The organism is Micromonospora sp. CA-248089, from assembly GCF_050948515.1.
Lineage (GTDB): Bacteria > Actinomycetota > Actinomycetes > Mycobacteriales > Micromonosporaceae > Micromonospora.
Genome location: NZ_CP192016.1, coordinates 3004471 through 3021173, shown reverse-complemented (window position 1 = coordinate 3021173; position 16703 = coordinate 3004471). Strand labels below are relative to the sequence as shown.

The window sequence follows — 16703 nt, the reverse complement described above, 5'->3', positions numbered from 1 at the left end:
TCCGTCGAAGCCGGGCTCCCTGATCGGGGCCCGGCTTCTTCGTGTCCGGGGTGGCGCGGTCACACCTGCTAGGGCATCCTAGGAACCTAGCTGTTCTGAGGAGGCCCGGATGCAGATCAACCCCGGCGCGGCCGAGTTCCCGCACCGGCAGATCGCCGCGCAGCTCAAAGCCCAGGTGCGCCGCGGCGACTGGGGCCCGGGCGAGCGACTGCCGTCCATCCCGGCCATCGCCGAGATGTTCGGCGTCGCGAAGCAGACCGTGCAGCGCGCCGTCGACCAGCTGCGGGTCGAGGGCATCCTGATCACCAAACCCGGCTCCGGTACGTACGTCCGGGGCACCCGGCGCCGCCTCAACCGCCTGTCCCGGGGCCGGTACGGCGGCTTCCGCGGCTACCACACCGACCTGGCCGCCCGGTACCGCCAACAGCTCGTCTCGGTCGGCCGCACCCCCGCCCCGGCCGAGGTGGCCGACGCGTTCGGCGTCGCCGACGGCACCGAGCTGCTCTGCCGACGGCACCTGGTACGCACCGACGACTCACCGGTCGAGGTCGGCGCGTCGTGGTTCCTGCCCGCCGACGCCGCGGGCACCTCGCTGGAGCGGGCCGAGGCGTTCGGGCGCCCGCTCTACCAGGAGGCCGAGGAGGTCACCGGCCGGCGGTACGTGACCGCCACCGACACGATCAGCGCGCGCCAGCCCAGCCGGGAGGAGGCGGAGATCCTCCAGATCCGCCCGGACACCCCGGTGCTGCACCTGCTGCACGTGGCGTACGACGAGCGGCGCAAGCCGATCGAGGTCGCCCAGGCCACCTGGCCCGGCCCGATGACCACGCTCACCGAGGAGTACAAGATCCCCGCGCCCGCCCCCGACCAGGACCCCGACCCCGGCCTGGTCCTGGGCTGACCCCGCCCCGGCTCCCCTCGATCTTGCACTTCGCGCCCCGGCAAACGGAACATTCACGACACCCTCGGGGCCACAACCGCAAGATCGCCGGCCGGGCACGCCCGAGTGGAACACCACGGGTGTCAAACGGCCCTCGACACACCCATCACGTTCCACCCGCCCTCGGGCTCGCGCGATCTTGCAGTTGTGGACCCCGCAACCCGGGCGAAAGGGGCGAGATGCGGGCCGTAAGTGCAAGATCGACGCGCGGGAGGGGCGGGACGGGGCGGCGGGAGGGCGGGGTTACAGGGCGATGCCGAGGAGGGCGTCCACGGTGTCGGCGAACAGCTTCGGGGCGGCCGGGTCCTCGGTGACGCCGTCGAGGGCTCCGTCGGCCCAGCGGTCGGCCGCCGCCAGGGCACCCGGCGTGTCCAGGTCGTCGGCCAGGCGCTCGCGTACCTCGACCAGCAACGCCGGCCCCGACGGCCCGGCCGGCGCGGCGGCGGCCCGCCGCCAGCGGCCCAGCCGCTCCTGCGCCTCGGTGAGCAGCTCGTCGGTCCAGGAGCGGTCGCTGCGGTAGTGCCCGCTCATCAGCGCCAGCCGCACCGCCATCGGGTCCACCTTGTCGGCCCGCAGCCGGGAGACGAAGACCAGGTTGCCCTGGGACTTCGACATCTTCTCCCCGTCCAGGCCGATCATGCCGGCGTGCACGTAGTGGTCGGCGAACGGCGCCTCGCCGGTCAGCCGCTCGGCGTGCGCGGCGGAACACTCGTGGTGCGGGAAGATCAGGTCGTTGCCGCCGCCCTGCACGTCGATCCGGTCGCCGAGCAGGTTCAACGCGATGACCGTGCACTCGATGTGCCAGCCGGGACGGCCCGCGCCCAGCTCGCCGCCGGGCCAGGACGGCTCGCCCTCGCGGGCGCCGCGCCACAGCAGCGGGTCGAGCGGATCGCGCTTGCCGGCACGCTCCGGGTCGCCGCCGCGCTCGGCGAACAGCTCGATCATCTGCTCGCGGGACAGGTTCGACTCGTAGCCGAACCGGGGCGCGGCGGCGATGTCGAAGTAGACGTCGCCGGTGCCGTCGTCGAGGCGGTACGCCGCGCCGTCCTTCAGCAGCACCAGCACCTTCTCGGCGATGTCCGGGATCGACTCGACGGCGCCGACGTAGTGCGCCGGCGGGATCATCCGCAGCGCCTCCATGTCCTCGCGGAACAGCGCGGTCTCCCGCATGGCCAGGACCTTCCAGTCCTCGCCGTCGCGCTCGGCGCGCTCCAGCAGCGGGTCGTCGATGTCGGTGACGTTCTGCACGTACCGCACGTCGAGGCCGGCGTCGCGCCACATCCGCTGCACCAGGTCGAACGCGATCATGGTGGCGGCGTGCCCGAGGTGCGTCGCGTCGTACGGGGTGATGCCGCAGACGTACATCGAGGCCGCGCCCTCGGGCCGGCTGGGATGGGCGCCCTGCCGTGCCGAGTCGTACAACCGCAGCGGCACGCCCTCACCCGGCAGCCGTGGCACCTCGTGTCCCGCCCAAGACTCCATGACCGCCAGCCTAACGATCCGTCAGGCGCTCAGGTGCCGCCCCACGGGTGATCAACGCGACAACGGCTCACATCGGTGGCCAGGGCATCGCCGGCCACTGCTGCGGCGGCAGCGGGAACCGGCCGGACTCGCGCAGCCGCCGGACCCGTTCCGCCAGCGCGGTCAGCTCCCCGATCGTCAGGTGCTCGGCCAGTTCCTCGCCCAGCGGGCCGGCCAGCTGCCCGGCGAGGCCGTCGAGCATCTCCACCGCGTCCGGCGGCAGCTCGCGGCCGGCCCAGCCCCACAGCACCGTCCGCAGCTTGTCCTCGACGTGGAAACTCACGCCGTGGTCGACGCCGTAGATGCGGTCGTCCGGGCCGACGAGCACGTGCCCGCCCTTGCGGTCGGCGTTGTTGATCACCGCGTCGAGCACGACGAGCCGGGCCAGGCGGGGGTCGTCGGCGTGCGCCAGCGCGTACGCCGCCCCGTCGTCGTCACGGGCCGCGGCCACCGGGAACCAGCGCGGCGGAACCTCCCGCGCCGGCACGAACCCGACCAGCGGCTCGGCGTCGTCCGGCTCGTCGATCCAGAGCTGGCACGAGCCGGGACCGAACGGGCCGTCGCGCAGCACGGTGGGCGGCACCAGGTCCCAGCCGGTGGCCCGGGACACCAGGTACGCGGACACCTCCCGGCCGGCGAGCGTGCCGTCCGGGAAGTCCCAGAGCGGGCGCTCGCCGCGTACCGGCTTGTAGACGCAGTGCGCGGTCACGTCGCCGAGGGCGATGACGCCGCGCAGCGTCGCGTTGGAGGCGTCGACGAGCCGCCCCTGGAGGGTCAGCTCACCGTCGGCGAGCAGCCGCAGCGCCTCGGCGCCGTCCTGTCGGGGCTGCAGTTCCGACGAGGTCACCGGTGATAGCCGTTGTGCCGGGGGCAGAGGTGACCGGCCGGGTCGAGCGGCTGGCCGCACAGCGGGCAGGGAGGCCGGCCGGCGTTCACGACACGCTTGGCCCGCTCGATGAACTCGCGGGTCGCCTCCGGGGTCAGCCGGACCCGCAGGCGGTCGAGGTCGTCGTCCGGTTCGTCCGGGTCCTCGTCGGCGTCGTCGTCCGCGTCGCCCAGCTCGACCTCGACCTCCGCCTCACCGACGGCGATCGCCTCGATCACCACGGTGGCGGTGTCCACGTCGAAGGCCAGGCCCAGCGTGCCGACCCGGAACTCCTCGTCCACGGGCGTGTCGAGCGGCTCGTTGTCACCGGTCGCCGCGGCGGCCGTCTCCGGCAGCTTCACGCCGAACCGGCGCTGCGCCTCGGTGAGCAGCTCCTCGAGCTTCTCGGCGAGCAACGACACCTGGACCTTCTCCAGCGACACGCTGACCAGCCGGCCGCCGCCGCGCGCCTGGAGGAAGAACGTGCGCTCCCCCGGCGGGCCGACCGTACCGGCGACGAACCGCTCCGGCGGCTCGAAGGCGTGCACCTGGTGCGTCATACCCACGACCCTATCCGGCGTGTGGAAGCACCGCGCAGCCCACCGACGCCGAATCCGCCCAGAGCGAACGCGCCGCGTACGCCGGGCTCACCCGGCCGCGCCCGCGCCCCCGCCGACCGCCGCGTCGGACTCCGCCGGTCGCGCCGCGCGCCGACGGCGCTTGCGCGGCGGCGGGACCAGCGCCGACAGGTCGCCGCCGGTGTCGTTGAGCCGGACCAGGAACGGCCGGAACGGGGTGTAGCGGATCGCCGTGACCGACGCCGGGTCGGCCACGATCCGCTGGAAAAGATCAAGGTGTACGCCGAGCGCGTCCGCCACGATCGCCTTGATCACGTCGCCGTGGCTGCACGCCAGCCAGATCGCCTCCGGCCCGTGCTCGGCGGTGACCCGCGCGTCCCACGCCCGTACCGCGGCCACGGCGCGCGCGGACATCGCCGCCATGGACTCGCCCTGCGGGAACGCGGCGGCGCTCGGGTGCTGCTGGACCACCGGCCAGAGCGGCTCCTTCGCCAGCTTCTTCAGCGACTGCCCCTCCCAGTCGCCGTACCCGCACTCGATCAACCCGTCGTCCACCACCGGTTCCACGCCCGGCAGGGCCAGATCGAGGGTCTGCCGGCAGCGGATGAGCGGGCTGGTCACCACCGCCGCCAGCGGCAGCCCGGCGAGGCGCGCGCCGACCGCAGCCGCCTGCGCGCGGCCGGTGTCGTCGAGCTCGACCGGTTGCCGCCCGGCCAGGCCGCCGTCGGCGTTCGCGGTGGTCCGGCCGTGTCGCAGAAGTAGAAGGGTCGCCACGCTGACCACCCTAGGCGGTACGCCCCTCGGATGATCGTCCCGCCACGACAGGCCGCGTTCCGGTGGTGCGACCCCTACTCCCGGTACACCCATCTGCGGAACCTGTCGGCCGCGTCCGACGCGCCGTCGGGCTCCGCCAGGGACCGCAGGGACCGCAGCGATGCCCGGTGCCGCCGGACCAGGAGCGCGACCCAGACGACCACCACCGCCCACAGCACCAGAGAGATGCTGCGGTACCGCCTGACCGCCGCGTCGGTCCGTGCCTCGGCCTCCGCCCTGACCTGGAACGCGTCGTAGATCACGGTGCCGTCGACGACGAAGGTCTCGGCTGTGACCCGGTAGGTCGCGTAGTCGTACAACCGTGCGCGCTCCAGGTCCGGCCGGGGATCCCTGCTCATCTCGAATCGGACCGGCGTGCCGGGCATCAGTTCCTCGCGAGGCACCTCTCGTACGCTGAACTCGACCCGGGGGTGCTCGCGGAGCAGCACCCGATGGACCACGACGCCGAGGTTTCTGCTTCCTCCCGTCGTCTTTTCCAAGGTCTCCCGTACCGAGTCGACGGTGCCCGTCACCACGAACATCTCCGCCGGCAGTTCCGGCTCGTCGAAAGGCTCTGCCAGGTTCCAGACAAAGGCCGCCAGAATGGCGATCATCACCGGAGCGCCGTACAACGGTCTGAGGCGGAAGCGCGACATGCGGGTGAGAGTAGCCACCCCCGGCCACCGGGCCGCGCCGTCGCACACGCCGCGCGGCCCTACGTGGCCGGGTGGGCGACGAAGCCGAAGGCCGGCCACCTCGGACATCGGGGTGGCCGGCCTCTCGCAGGACGACGTCAGGTGGCGCTGATCGTGCCGGTCGCCAGCAGGCAGATCACCAGGCTGCCCAGCGCAACCCGGTACAGCACGAAGACGTACAGCGTGTGGTGGGCGACGTAGCGCAGCAGCCACGCGATGGCCGCGTACCCGACGGCGAACGCGATGAGCGTCGCGATCACCATCTGCGCCACGCTCGGCGCGGCGGTGCCCGGCGCCGACGGCTCGAACACGTCCGGCAGGCTGAACAAGCCGGAGATCACCACGGCCGGGATGGCCAGCAGGAACGAGTAGCGGGCCGCGGTCTCCCGGGTGAGGTTGAGCAGCAGGCCGGCGGTCAGGGTGCCGCCGGACCGGGAGACGCCGGGCACCAGCGCCGCGGCCTGGGCGAAGCCCATCACCACGCCGTCGCGCATCCGGAAGTTCTCCAGCGTACGGGTCTGCCGGCCCCAGTACTCGGCGAAGGCCAGCAGCATCGCGCCGAGGATCAGCGTGCAGGAGATCAGCCAGAGGTTGCGGCCGGCGGTGCGGATCTGGTCCTTGAAGATCAGCCCGAAGATGCCGATCGGGATGGTGCCGACGATGACGTACCAGCCCATCCGGTAGTCGAGGCTGGACCGCACCGAGCGGTCGACCAGGCCCACGAACCAGGTGCGGACGATCCGCCCGATGTCCTTGGCGAAGTAGATCAGCACGGCGGCCTCGGTGCCGAGCTGGGTCACCGCGGTGAACGACGCGCCCGCGTCCCGGTCGAAGAACAGGGCCGAGGTGATCCGCAGGTGCCCCGACGAGGACACCGGAAGGAACTCGGTCAGCCCCTGGACCAGGCCCAGGACGATGGCCTCGATCCAGGTCACTCCCCGACTCCGGACAGCTCCAGGGCCTCGGCGACGGTACGCAGGGTCTGCACCCCGCTCTCCCGGTCGGCCACGAACAGCGACACCGACAGCGTGGTCACGCCCGCGGCGGCGTACTCCCGCATCCGCTCGGCGATGCGCTCCTTCGGGCCGAGCAGCGAGGTGCGGTCGATGAACTCCATCGGTACGGCGGCGGCCGCGTCGCGCTGCCGCTTGGCCAGGTAGAGGTCCTGGACCTCGCGGGCCGCGTCGCCGTAGCCCATCCGGGTGGCGAGCTGGTTGTAGAAGTTCTGCTTGCGGCTGCCCATGCCGCCCACATACAGCGCGGCGTACCAGCGCACCAGCTCGGCGCAGGTGGCGACGTCGTCGCCGACCACGACCGGCACGGACGGCACCACGTCGAAGCCGGCCAGCTCCTTGCCCGCCGCGGCGCGCCCGGCGCGCACCGAGGCGAGGTGCTCCTCGGCGAACTCCGGGGAGTAGAAGACGGCCAGCCAGCCGTCGGCGATCTCGCCGGCCAGCTCCAGGTTCTTCGGGCCGACGGCGGCCAGGTAGATCGGGATGTGGTCGCGCGGCGGGTGGAAGCCCAGCCGCAGCGCCTTGCCCGGGCCGTCCGGCAGCGGCAGCGTGTAGTGCTCGCCGTCGTACGCGACCTCCTTGCGGGCCACCGCCAGCTTGACGATGTCGACGTACTCCCGGGTGCGGGCCAGCGGCTTGGCGAACCGCACGCCGTGCCAGCCCTCGGAGACCTGCGGGCCGGACACGCCCAGGCCGAGCCGGAACCGGCCGCCGGAGAGCGTGTCGATGGTCGCGGCGGTCATCGCGGTCATGGCGGGCGTCCGGGCCGGGATCTGCATGACCGCCGACCCGACGTCGATGCGCTCCGTCTGACCGGCGATCCAGGCCAGCATGCTCGGCGAGTCCGAGCCGTACGCCTCCGCGGCCCACACGACCGAGTAGCCGAGCCGGTCCGCCTCCTGGGCCAGCGCCAGGTGGTCGAAGGGCGTGCTCCACGCCGTCTGGTATCCGAGGTTGAGCCCGAGTCGCACTGATCCTCCCACCGTCCGCACCACAGGTCGCATCAGGTTACGCAATGAGCGTGGCACCCTCGACGTCCGGCTCACCCCGAACATGTCACACCGGGTAAAGGTCGCGCGGGAACTTGACTGCGGCGAGGATATCCGTGACGCCAGGTTCGAAATAAGGTTCACGCATGCAACAGCGACCGCTCGGCCGAAGCGGGCTGGCGGTATCGCGGCTCGCGCTCGGCACCATGACCTGGGGACGGGACACCGACGCCGACGACGCGGCCGCCCAGCTGAAGAGTTACCTCGACGCGGGCGGCAACCTCGTCGACACCGCCGACGTGTACGCCGACGGCGACGCCGAGTCGGTGATCGGTTCGCTGCTGGGCAGCCTGGTGGACCGCGACGAGCTGCTGATCGCCACCAAGGCGGGCCTGCGGCCGGGCAGCCGCCGCCGGGACGGCTCGCGCGGGCACCTGCTGCGCACGCTCGACGCCTCGCTGCGCCGGCTCGGCACCGACCACGTCGACCTGTGGCAGGTCCACGGGTACGACCCGGACACCCCGCTGGAGGAGACGCTCTCGGCCCTGGACCACGCCGTGTCCAGCGGCAAGGCCCGCTACGTGGGTGTGTCGAACTTCTCCGGCTGGCAGACCGCCCGGGCCGCCGCCTGGCAGGCCGCCTGGCCCGGGCGCGCCCCGGTGGTCGCCGCCCAGGTGGAGTACTCGCTGCTGGAGCGCGGCGTGGAGCGGGAGGTGCTGCCCGCCTGCGCGGGGATGGGGCTGGGCGTGCTGCCCTGGTCGCCGCTGGGCCGGGGCGTGCTGACCGGCAAGTACCGCAACGGCCGCCCGGCCGACTCGCGGGCGGTGTCGCCGCACTTCGAGCGGTTCGTCGCGACGTACCTGGAGCCGCGCTGCTCCAGCATCGTGGAGGCGGTCGCCATCGCGGCCGGCGGGCTCGGCGTGTCGCCGCTGGAGGTGGCGCTGGCCTGGGTGCGGGACCGGCCGGGCGTGACCGCGCCGATCCTCGGCGCGCGCACCGTCGGGCAGCTGCTCGGCGCGTTGCAGGTGGAGCGGATGACGCTGCCGGAGGAGATCGTCACCGCGCTGGACGACGTGTCCGCGGTGCCGGTGGGCTACCCGGAGCGCGACGGCTGAGCCGCGCGGGGCGATCCGGGTCACCCGCAGGGGGTGGCGGAGGGCCCCCGACCTGGGCAGCATAGGGGCATGGACTACGAATACGCGCCGCTGCGGTTGCCCTCGAACGTCGATCGGCTGACCGCCGCGGCGCAGCTGGCGATCCAGGCCGAGTTCTCCGGCTGGGAGCTGGCCCGGGTGCGGCTCTACCGGGACGGCACGCGGCAGGTGGTGCTGCGGCGCCGCCTGGTCAACCAGTCGCAGCCGGGCCTGTCGTACTGACGGGCCCGTCCCCGGGGCCGCGCGACGCGGCGCCGCCCCGGGGATACACACGGCCTAGTGCGCGTGGTCGTGCTCCTCGTCGAGCTCCATGAACGGGTGCTCGTCGAGCCGGCCGACCAGCCGGTCGTCGGCGGCCGGCTGGAACGGGCCGACCGGGTCGTCGTCGTCGAACGACTCCAGGTCGACAGGGGTGCCGACCTCGCTGACCATCACCACACCGTCCAGCGGCTCCAGCTCCGGCACGTCGAGCGCGGACAGCGAACCGTCGCCGCTCTGCAGCAGCTCCAGCACCGCCTCGCCGACCCCCTCGACCGGCGCCGGCTCGTCCTCCTCCGGGGTGCCCTCCCGGCGGGCCGCCTCGGCCGCGCGCAGCAGCGCGGCGACGCTCGGCACCCGGTAGTCGCGCCGCTGCCGCACCGAGATCACCCGCGGGTGCGGGTCGGTGGGCTCGCCGCCCTCCACGGCGCCGAAGCGCTCGTCGGCCTCGTCCGGGTCGATCGACTCCACGTCCCAGGGCGTCACCTCGCCGAACGCGTCGAGCAGCTGCTCGTCGTAGGCGAACGAGGCGTTGTTCAACGCGACGTACGCCTGCCAGACGGCGTCGTCGTCGATCCGGCCCTGGGCGGCCCGGACGGCGGCCAGGTGGGCGCGGGCCGCGTCGATCACCCGCTCGAGGGCGGCGTCCAGCTCACCGTGCTGGTCGGTCATGTGTGGCAGTCCCTTCGCGATGGGGGGAGGTTCCGCGCCGGCGGCGCCGCGGCGGGCGCGGTCAGCAGGTACGGAGGAAGCGGTCCAGAACCCGCACGCCGAACTGTAGTCCGTCCAGCGGGACCCGCTCGTCGATGCCGTGGAACAGGCCGGAGAAATTGAGGTCGGCGGGCAGCCGCAGCGGCGCGAAACCGAAGCAGCGGATGCCGAGCTGGGAGAACGCCTTGGCGTCGGTGCCGCCGGAGAGCATGTACGGCACCGGATGCGCGCCCGGGTCCTCGGCGCGCAACGCCTCCGACATCCGCGCCACCAGGTCACCGTCGAACGTGGTCTCCAGGGCCGGCTGGCGCTGGACGTACTCGATGGCGATGTCCGGCCCGACCAGCTCGCGCAGCTGCCGCTCCAGTTCCTCGCTCTGCCCGGGCAGGCTGCGGCAGTCGATGGTGGCGGTGGCCCGGCCCGGGATGACGTTGTCCTTGTAGCCGGCGGCCAGCCGGGTCGGGTTGGCGGTGTTGCGGATGGTCGCGCCGATGATGTTCGCGATCGGACCGAGCTTGGCGATCGCGGTCTCCGGGTCGTCCGGGTCGATCTCGATGCCGAGCACGTCGGACACCTCGGCCAGGAACGCCCGCACGGTGTCGGTCATCACCACCGGGAAACGGTGCCGGCCGATCCGGGCGACCGCCTCGGCGAGCCCGGTGACCGCGTTGTCGTCGTGCACCATCGAGCCGTGGCCGGGGCGGCCCTTGGCGTGCAGGCGCAGCCAGTCGATGCCCTTCTCGGCGGTCTCGATCAGGTAGAGGCGACGCTGCTCGTCGACCGAGTAGGAGAAGCCGCCGACCTCGCCGATCGCCTCGGTGCAGCCGTCGAACAGGTCGCGGTGCTGCCGGGTGAGGAAGTGCGCGCCGTAGTCGCTGCCGGCCTCCTCGTCGGCGGTGAACGCGAGGACGACGTCGCGCCGGGGGCGGACGCCGGTGCGCTGCCAGTCGCGGACCACGGCGAGCACCATCGCGTCGAAGTCCTTCATGTCGATCGCGCCGCGGCCCCACAGGTAGCCGTCGCGGATCTCGCCGGAGAACGGGTGCACCGACCACTCGTCCGGGTCGGCGGGCACCACGTCGAGGTGGCCGTGCACGAGCAGCGCGTCGCGGCCGGAATCGGTGCCGGGGATCCGGGCCACCAGGTTGGCCCGGCCGGGCGCGGACTCGTGGATCTCGGCGTCGACGCCGACCTCGGCGAGCTTCTCCGCGACGTACTCGGCGGCGCGCCGCTCCCCCACGCTGGTGTCGTTGTCGCCGGTGTTCGTGGTGTCGATGCGCAGCAGGTCGCGGCAGAGGTCGACGACCTCGTCGGTGGCGTCGGATCGGGTAGGGGCGGCGTCGCTCGTCATCGCTTCCTTATACCAGCAGGTGAGGTGGGCGCGGGCCGCCGGTGCTCCGGCGGCGGTTTCGCGGATCGCCCGGCCGGGTACCGCCGGACCGCCCGGACATCGACTCCGGCCGTCACGAGGAGGGCACCATGACCGTCCCCCTGCCGCCGCTGCCGCCGGCCGCGGACGACGCGTACCGGCCGGGCGGGCGAAGCGTCGCCGACCTCGTGGACACCGAGCACCGGGCGCTGCTGGGGCTGGCCGACCGGGCCACCGACCCGGCGCTGGACGCCGCCGCCCGGCGCGAGGTGCTCGACGTCCTGACCGCCGCGGTGTCCCGGCACCTGTCCGCCGAGGAGCAGTACCTGTTCCCGGCGGCCCGCGCCGCCATGCCGGACGCCGCCGAGCTGGTGGAGCGGGAGATCGAGGCCGACGCCGGGCTGCTGACCGCGCTCAAGGAACTGTCCGGCGCCGACGATCCGGCGGTCGCCGACGTGGCCGAGCGGGTACGCCGGCACGTCAGCCGCGTCGCGGCGCTGGTCACGCCGCTGCGGGAGGTGGCCAGCGACGCCGAGCTGATCCGGCTGGGCAACCGGTGGGAGATCGCGGAGGAGGCGGCGCCGACCCGGCCGCACCCCGGTACGCCCGCCACCCCGCCCTGGAACAAGATCGTCGAACCGGCGGTCGGGGTGCTGGACAAGGTGCGCGACGCGGTCACCGGACGGCGTACCCGACTGAGTGACCTGGAACACCGCCGGCAGGGCTGAGCCGATCGACCCTTTCGCGTATCGATTAGTGGTCCTACCGTCACGGTATGGATCTGGAGCTGCGACACCTGCGTGTGGTCTGCGCGATCGCGGAGACGGGGAGCGTCACGAAGGCCGCCTCGGCGCTCGGCCTGGCCCAGCCGGCGTTGACAGCCCAGCTTCAGCGGATCGAACGGGCGCTGGGCGGTCCACTGTTCGAACGGGACCGCCGCGGCGCCCGTCCCACCGCGCTGGGCGAGCTGGTGCTGGACCGGGCCCGGGTCCTGCTGCCGGCGATGAAGGGCCTGCGGGACGAGGCGGCCCGGATGGCCGGCGCGGGCGATCCGCTGCGCCGGTACCGATTCGGCGGGGTGAACAGCCCCATCCTGGGCCGGCTGGTGCACCGGCTCGCCGCCGAGCGGCCGGACGCGCAGATCACCACGTATGGCTCCTGGTCGGTGGACGAGCTGGCGCAGATGGTCGCCGGTGGCCGCCTCGACTTCGCGCTGACCGGTGTGTGCGGCGACTCGACACCGTCGGCCGGGTTCGGGCTGAGCTGGCGGGAGGTGGCGGTCGAGCCGATCTGCGTGCTGCTGCCGCAGACCCACCCGCTGGCCGCCCACGACGAGGTCGACCTGGTCGACCTGCGGCGCGAGCAGTGGGTGGCCGCGCCGGGCGACGGCTGCTTCGGCGACTGCTTCGCCGCCGCCTGCGCCCGCTCCGGCTTCACCCCGAAGAAGGTGTACGAGGCGGACGTGCGGGCCGCGCTGGACCTGGTGGACGCGGGTGAGGCGGTGGCGTTGTGCCAGGCCACGTTCCGTCCGGTGGCCGGGCTGGTGACCCGCCGGCTGGCCGGTACGCCGCTGCGCTGGCGGCTGCTGCTGGGCTGGCATCCGGACGTGCCGGCCGCGGCGGTGGCCGAGCCGGTGCTGGCGGCGGCGGTCGCGGCGTACACCGACGCGCTGGCGAACCACCCCGAATACCTGGGCTGGCTGCTGGCGCACCCGGAGTTCGGTGTGCAGCCCAGCGGCTCGGGCGGGGTGCGAATCGCCTGAACCCGGGTAACACCGGCGACATGACTGATCTGTATCCGGCCGCCGACCAGCGGGAACTGCTGCGCCAGGCGGCCACCGCGCACACCACCGCCGCGGCCGAGGTGGAGGCGTTCCTGCGCCGGTTGCCGGAGGTGCCGGGCCCGGCCGACGTGACCGAGTACGCCAACCTGCTCAGCCGCGAGGAACGCGCCCGCGCCGACCGGCAGGCCGCGGCGGACGCGGCCGGGCTGCAACTGCCCAGCCTGGAGTCGGAGTAGCCGGCGGCGCCCGGGCGGGGTGATCCGCCCGGGCGCCGCCGGCTTTCGGCTCAGCGTTCGACGAGGACGTCGTGCCCGAGGTCGAGCAGGGCGTGGCGCCACTCGTCGTCGGCGTTGCCCCGGCGTGGCCGCTGCGCGGTCAGCTCCCGGATGCGGCTGATCGCCTCCCGCATCACCTCGATGTCCTCCGGCGTGAGGTCCACCTTGCGCTTGCGCAGCACGGCGAGGATCTGCCGGCCCGGCTCGGGCAGGTCGAGGTCCGGGTCCGGACCGAACGCCTCCTCCCCCGAGCCACGGGTGAGCAGCCACTGCCGCAGCGTCTCGGAGGACACGTTCACCTCGGCGTGGAAGTCGTCCCAGATCACCTCGACCTCGGGGTCGAGTCGCGCCTCGCGTACCATCACGCCTCCTCTCCCGGCGGCGGCCCGGATGCCGGCTCGCCCTCGTTCGGTGTGTGCTGATTCAGACCCTCCGCCGGCACCCGCACCCGGGACGGGTTCGCCGTCGGGGTCGCCTCGATCGGCTCGCCGGCAGCGATGTCGTCGTCCGGGGTCTCCTCGGGTTCGGTCATGTCCGCCCTCCGGTCCTTCGGTGGCGGCCCGTCCCGGCGCGGCCGGGACGGGCGCCGGCCGGTCATCGGGGATGGGACGTGGTGGCCGGTGTGTAGCCCCGCTCACCGGCGGTGACGTCGAAGACGAGCTGGTCGTCGCGGGTGTCGACGGTGACCTTCTGCCCCGGGGAGATCTCGTTCTCCAGCAGCATCCGGGACAGCCGGTTGTCGACCTCGCGCTGGATCACCCGGCGCAGCGGGCGGGCGCCGAACTCCGGCTGGTAGCCGTGCTCGGCGAGCCAGTCGACGCCGGCGGTGCTGAAGTCGACCTGGATGTCCTGGGCGTGCATGCGGCGGCGGGTCTCCTCCAGCAGCAGCCCGGTGATCTGGCGCAGCTGCTCGGCCTCCAGCCGCTGGAAGATGATCACCTCGTCGATGCGGTTGAGGAACTCCGGGCGGAAGTTCTCCTGGAGCCGGCGCATCAGCCGCTCCCGCAGCTCGTCGCTCTCCTGCGCGCCGGGCGCGCCGCTGGCGAAGCCGACGGTGCGCTGGGTGCCGGTGATCAGCTCCGAGCCGAGATTGCTGGTCATGATCAGGACGGTGTTCTTGAAGTTCACGGTGCGGCCCTGGCTGTCGGTGAGCCGCCCGTCGTCGAGCACCTGGAGCAGGATGTTGAACACGTCCGGGTGCGCCTTTTCGATCTCGTCCAGCAGCACCACCGCGTACGGGCGGCGCCGGACCGCCTCGGTGAGCTGACCGGCCTCCTCGTAGCCGACGTACCCGGGCGGGGCGCCGACCAGCCGGCTGACCGTGTGCCGCTCCTGGAACTCGCTCATGTCGACCCGGACCATCCGGTCCGCCTCGCCGAACAGCGCCTCGGCCAGCGCGCGGGCCAGCTCGGTCTTGCCGACGCCGGTCGGGCCGAGGAACAGGAAGCTGCCCATCGGGCGGTCCGGGTCGGCCAGCCCGGTACGGGACCGCCGTACCGCCTCGGCGACGGCGCTGACCGCGTCGTCCTGGCCGATGATCTTCTCGTGCAGGTGCCCCTCCAGGCGCAGCAGCCGGTCGCGTTCCTCCTCGGTGAGCTGGGTGACCGGGATGCCGGTGGCCCGGGAGACCACCTCGGCGATCTCGGTCGGCCCCACCTCGGGCACGTGGTTGGGTCCCTCGTCGCCGCGGGCGCGGCGGACCTGGTCCTCCAGTTCGGCGAGCCGGTCGCGCAGCGCGGAGGCCCGCTCGTACTGCTCGTCGGAGACCGCCTGCTCCTTGTCCCGGCGCGTCTCGTCGAGCTGCTGCTCCAGCTCGCGCACGTCCTCGGCGGGGGTACGGGTCCGCAGCCGCACCCGGGCGCCGGCCTGGTCGATCAGGTCGATCGCCTTGTCCGGCAGGAACCGGTCGGTGACGTACCGGTCGGACAGCTCACCGGCGGCGATCAGTGCCTCGTCGGTGAACCGGACCTGGTGGTGCGCCTCGTACCTGTCGCGCAGGCCGCGCAGGATGGCGATGGTGTCGTCGACGCTCGGCTCGGGCACGAGCACCGGCTGGAACCGGCGGGCCAGCGCGGCGTCCTTCTCGATGCTGCGCCGGTACTCGTCGAGCGTGGTCGCGCCGATCACCCGCAGCTCGCCGCGCGCCAGGGCCGGCTTGAGCATGTTCGACGCGTCCATCCCGCCCTCGCTGCCGGCACCGCCCGCGCCGACCAGCGTGTGGATCTCGTCCAGGAAGATGATCAGCTCCTCGCGGTGGGCGCGGATCTCGTCGATCACCTTCTTCAGCCGCTCCTCGAAGTCACCCCGGTAGCGGGTGCCGGCGACCAGGCCGGACAGGTCCAGCTGGATCACCCGCTTGCCGATCAGCGTCTGCGGCACGTCGCCGTCGCAGATCCGCTCGGCCAGGCCCTCGACGATCGCGGTCTTGCCGACACCGGCCTCACCGATGAGCACCGGGTTGTTCTTGGTCCGCCGGGACAGGATCTCCACCGCCTGCTCGATCTCGTCGGCCCGGCCGATCACCGGGTCGATCTGGTCCATCCGGGCCAGCTCGGTGAGGTCCTGGCCGTACTGGTCGAGCGTCGGGGTGCCCCGGTCCGGGCGCGGGGCGTTCGCCGCGCCGCGCTCGGCGCTGGCCGCCTGCAGCGACTCGGGCTGGATCCGGCCGGCGGCGAGCATCCGGCCGGCCGGGGACTCGGGGTTCAGCGGCAACGCCATCAGGATGTGCTCGGGACCGATGTAGTTGGCGCCCATCGCGCGGGAGAGCTGGTGGGCGTCGAGCAACGCCCGCTTCGCCGCCGGGGTCAGCGACAGGTTCGGGGGCACCTCGCCCCGCGGCGCACCCTCGCCGGGCCCGCCCAGCGCGCCCAGCAGCGACTCCGGGTCGGCGCCGGCCCGGCGCACCAGGTCGCGCAGCGGCTCGCGCTGCAACGCCGCCCAGAGCAGGTGGTCGGTGTCCAGGTCGTTGCTGTGCTTCTGGGCGGCGCGGCGGGCCGCGTCGGCGAGCATCTCCCGGGCGTCGGCGGTCATCAGCCGCGTGATGTCGACCCGGTGCGCCGGCCGGCGTCCCCCCTCGCCCCGGCCGAAGTATCGGGCCAGGAACTCGTCCCAGGGGTCGTTGCCGAAGTCACCCGGTCCCATCATCTCGTCCTCCGCAGTCAGTCGGCACGACCGGCACCCGGCACGCGCGGCACGGTCGGCGGTGGCTACCCGGCGGTCGGCGCGACAAACGCGACCGGATGGCAGGCTGGGGGCATGGAGAGCAGACCGCTGCTGGTCGTCGACGGCGCGAACGTGGTGGGCTCGCGCCCGGACGGCTGGTGGCGGGACCGGGCCGGCGCGGCGGCCCGGCTGCGCGACGCGCTGGCGCCCGTCGGCGAGGCGGGCGTGCCGCCGGAGCTGCCGCCACCGGTGCAGGTGGTGCTGGTGGTGGAGGGCGCGGCCCGGCACGTGCCACCCGCACCCGGTGTGGAGGTGGTCTCCGCGCCCGGCTCCGGCGACGACACGGTGGTCGAGCTGGTCGCCGCCGCACCGGACCGGCGCCGGGTGGTGGTCACCGCCGACCGGGAGCTGCGCGAGCGGGTGACCGCGCTCGGCGCGGAGGTGCGCGGCCCGCGCTGGCTGGGCCGTTAGCGCCACCGGTCCCGCGAACGGGACCACCGCGTCCGCCGGCGGGACCACCGGGGACCGGGTACCGGGGTCTTCGCGCACGTCAGGGCCGGAACCGGACACGCGGGCG

19 protein-coding genes are annotated in these 16703 nt (G+C 73.5%); 7 read left to right on the top strand and 12 right to left on the bottom strand.

Going from position 1 to position 16703, the window contains the following annotated elements:
* Nucleotides 1-109: 109 nt before the first annotated feature.
* Complete coding sequence (locus ACQP26_RS14355) at nucleotides 110-901, top strand: GntR family transcriptional regulator (RefSeq protein ID WP_433495948.1); 792 nt, start codon at nucleotides 110-112, stop codon at nucleotides 899-901.
* Between the two features lie 282 nt (nucleotides 902-1183).
* Here ACQP26_RS14355 and mshC read toward each other — a convergent pair whose 3' ends face one another.
* The 7 genes from mshC to ACQP26_RS14320 all read right to left on the bottom strand — a co-directional run bounded on the left by mshC (nucleotide 1184) and on the right by ACQP26_RS14320 (nucleotide 7396).
* Nucleotides 1184-2422: a cysteine--1-D-myo-inosityl 2-amino-2-deoxy-alpha-D-glucopyranoside ligase gene (mshC, locus tag ACQP26_RS14350; protein WP_433495947.1), complete on the bottom strand. Its 1239-nt coding sequence runs from the start codon at nucleotides 2420-2422 to the stop codon at nucleotides 1184-1186.
* Between the two features lie 67 nt (nucleotides 2423-2489).
* Entirely contained in the window at nucleotides 2490-3308 is an 819-nt protein-coding gene (locus ACQP26_RS14345; RefSeq protein WP_433495946.1) for an SCO1664 family protein, read from the bottom strand.
* Complete coding sequence (locus ACQP26_RS14340) at nucleotides 3305-3886, bottom strand: DUF3090 domain-containing protein (RefSeq protein ID WP_269706469.1); 582 nt, start codon at nucleotides 3884-3886, stop codon at nucleotides 3305-3307. The genes ACQP26_RS14345 and ACQP26_RS14340 overlap by 4 nt, the downstream gene beginning before the upstream one ends.
* Nucleotides 3887-3973: 87 nt before the next feature.
* Nucleotides 3974-4687, bottom strand: coding sequence for a histidine phosphatase family protein (locus ACQP26_RS14335; protein ID WP_269706470.1), 714 nt, complete (start codon nucleotides 4685-4687; stop codon nucleotides 3974-3976).
* Nucleotides 4688-4752: 65 nt separating this feature from the next.
* Nucleotides 4753-5421 (bottom strand): hypothetical protein, encoded by a 669-nt coding sequence (locus ACQP26_RS14330; protein WP_433495945.1) that lies wholly within the window; start codon nucleotides 5419-5421, stop codon nucleotides 4753-4755.
* An 89-nt stretch (nucleotides 5422-5510) separates the two neighbouring features.
* Nucleotides 5511-6347, bottom strand: a complete 837-nt coding sequence (locus tag ACQP26_RS14325) for an undecaprenyl-diphosphate phosphatase (protein ID WP_269706472.1) — start codon at nucleotides 6345-6347, stop codon at nucleotides 5511-5513.
* Nucleotides 6344-7396, bottom strand: coding sequence for an LLM class F420-dependent oxidoreductase (locus ACQP26_RS14320; protein WP_269706473.1), 1053 nt, complete (start codon nucleotides 7394-7396; stop codon nucleotides 6344-6346). The genes ACQP26_RS14325 and ACQP26_RS14320 overlap by 4 nt, the downstream gene beginning before the upstream one ends.
* A gap of 164 nt (nucleotides 7397-7560) precedes the next feature.
* Between ACQP26_RS14320 and ACQP26_RS14315 the strand changes: the two genes are divergently transcribed.
* Together ACQP26_RS14315 and ACQP26_RS14310 are read left to right on the top strand one after the other, a co-directional pair.
* Nucleotides 7561-8529: an aldo/keto reductase gene (locus ACQP26_RS14315; protein ID WP_013286071.1), complete on the top strand. Its 969-nt coding sequence runs from the start codon at nucleotides 7561-7563 to the stop codon at nucleotides 8527-8529.
* Nucleotides 8530-8598: 69 nt separating this feature from the next.
* On the top strand, nucleotides 8599-8790 hold the full coding sequence (locus ACQP26_RS14310; RefSeq protein ID WP_030274256.1) for a DUF5703 family protein: 192 nt from the start codon (nucleotides 8599-8601) through the stop codon (nucleotides 8788-8790).
* 54 nt (nucleotides 8791-8844) lie between these two features.
* On the opposite strand, the gene ACQP26_RS14305 is transcribed toward ACQP26_RS14310, so the two are convergent.
* Nucleotides 8845-9498: a hypothetical protein gene (locus ACQP26_RS14305; RefSeq protein ID WP_013286069.1), complete on the bottom strand. Its 654-nt coding sequence runs from the start codon at nucleotides 9496-9498 to the stop codon at nucleotides 8845-8847.
* A gap of 61 nt (nucleotides 9499-9559) precedes the next feature.
* Nucleotides 9560-10888, bottom strand: coding sequence for a M20/M25/M40 family metallo-hydrolase (locus ACQP26_RS14300; protein WP_433495944.1), 1329 nt, complete (start codon nucleotides 10886-10888; stop codon nucleotides 9560-9562).
* A 128-nt stretch (nucleotides 10889-11016) separates the two neighbouring features.
* Between ACQP26_RS14300 and ACQP26_RS14295 the strand changes: the two genes are divergently transcribed.
* From ACQP26_RS14295 to ACQP26_RS14285, 3 genes are read left to right on the top strand one after another with little or no spacing between them, the layout of a single operon-like run.
* Nucleotides 11017-11634, top strand: coding sequence for a hemerythrin domain-containing protein (locus ACQP26_RS14295; protein WP_269706476.1), 618 nt, complete (start codon nucleotides 11017-11019; stop codon nucleotides 11632-11634).
* 47 nt (nucleotides 11635-11681) lie between these two features.
* On the top strand, nucleotides 11682-12668 hold the full coding sequence (locus ACQP26_RS14290) for a LysR family transcriptional regulator (RefSeq protein WP_433495943.1): 987 nt from the start codon (nucleotides 11682-11684) through the stop codon (nucleotides 12666-12668).
* A 20-nt stretch (nucleotides 12669-12688) separates the two neighbouring features.
* The gene (locus ACQP26_RS14285) at nucleotides 12689-12925 is read left to right on the top strand and encodes a hypothetical protein (RefSeq protein WP_269706478.1); all 237 of its coding nucleotides are present in this window, start codon (nucleotides 12689-12691) and stop codon (nucleotides 12923-12925) included.
* Nucleotides 12926-12975: 50 nt separating this feature from the next.
* Here the strand turns inward: ACQP26_RS14285 and ACQP26_RS14280 are convergent, their stop codons facing one another.
* The 3 genes from ACQP26_RS14280 to ACQP26_RS14270 all read right to left on the bottom strand — a co-directional run bounded on the left by ACQP26_RS14280 (nucleotide 12976) and on the right by ACQP26_RS14270 (nucleotide 16108).
* Nucleotides 12976-13326, bottom strand: coding sequence for a DUF3140 domain-containing protein (locus tag ACQP26_RS14280; protein ID WP_269706479.1), 351 nt, complete (start codon nucleotides 13324-13326; stop codon nucleotides 12976-12978).
* Nucleotides 13326-13496 (bottom strand): hypothetical protein, encoded by a 171-nt coding sequence (locus ACQP26_RS14275; protein WP_269706480.1) that lies wholly within the window; start codon nucleotides 13494-13496, stop codon nucleotides 13326-13328. The genes ACQP26_RS14280 and ACQP26_RS14275 overlap by 1 nt, the downstream gene beginning before the upstream one ends.
* Before the next feature lie 62 nt (nucleotides 13497-13558).
* Nucleotides 13559-16108 carry an ATP-dependent Clp protease ATP-binding subunit gene (locus ACQP26_RS14270; protein WP_269706481.1) on the bottom strand — a complete coding sequence of 850 codons (2550 nt, stop codon included), beginning with the start codon at nucleotides 16106-16108 and terminating at the stop codon, nucleotides 13559-13561.
* Nucleotides 16109-16219: 111 nt separating this feature from the next.
* Here ACQP26_RS14270 and ACQP26_RS14265 point away from each other — a divergent pair, with 111 nt between their 5' ends.
* On the top strand, nucleotides 16220-16597 hold the full coding sequence (locus ACQP26_RS14265; protein ID WP_269706482.1) for a hypothetical protein: 378 nt from the start codon (nucleotides 16220-16222) through the stop codon (nucleotides 16595-16597).
* Nucleotides 16598-16703: the final 106 nt, after the last annotated feature.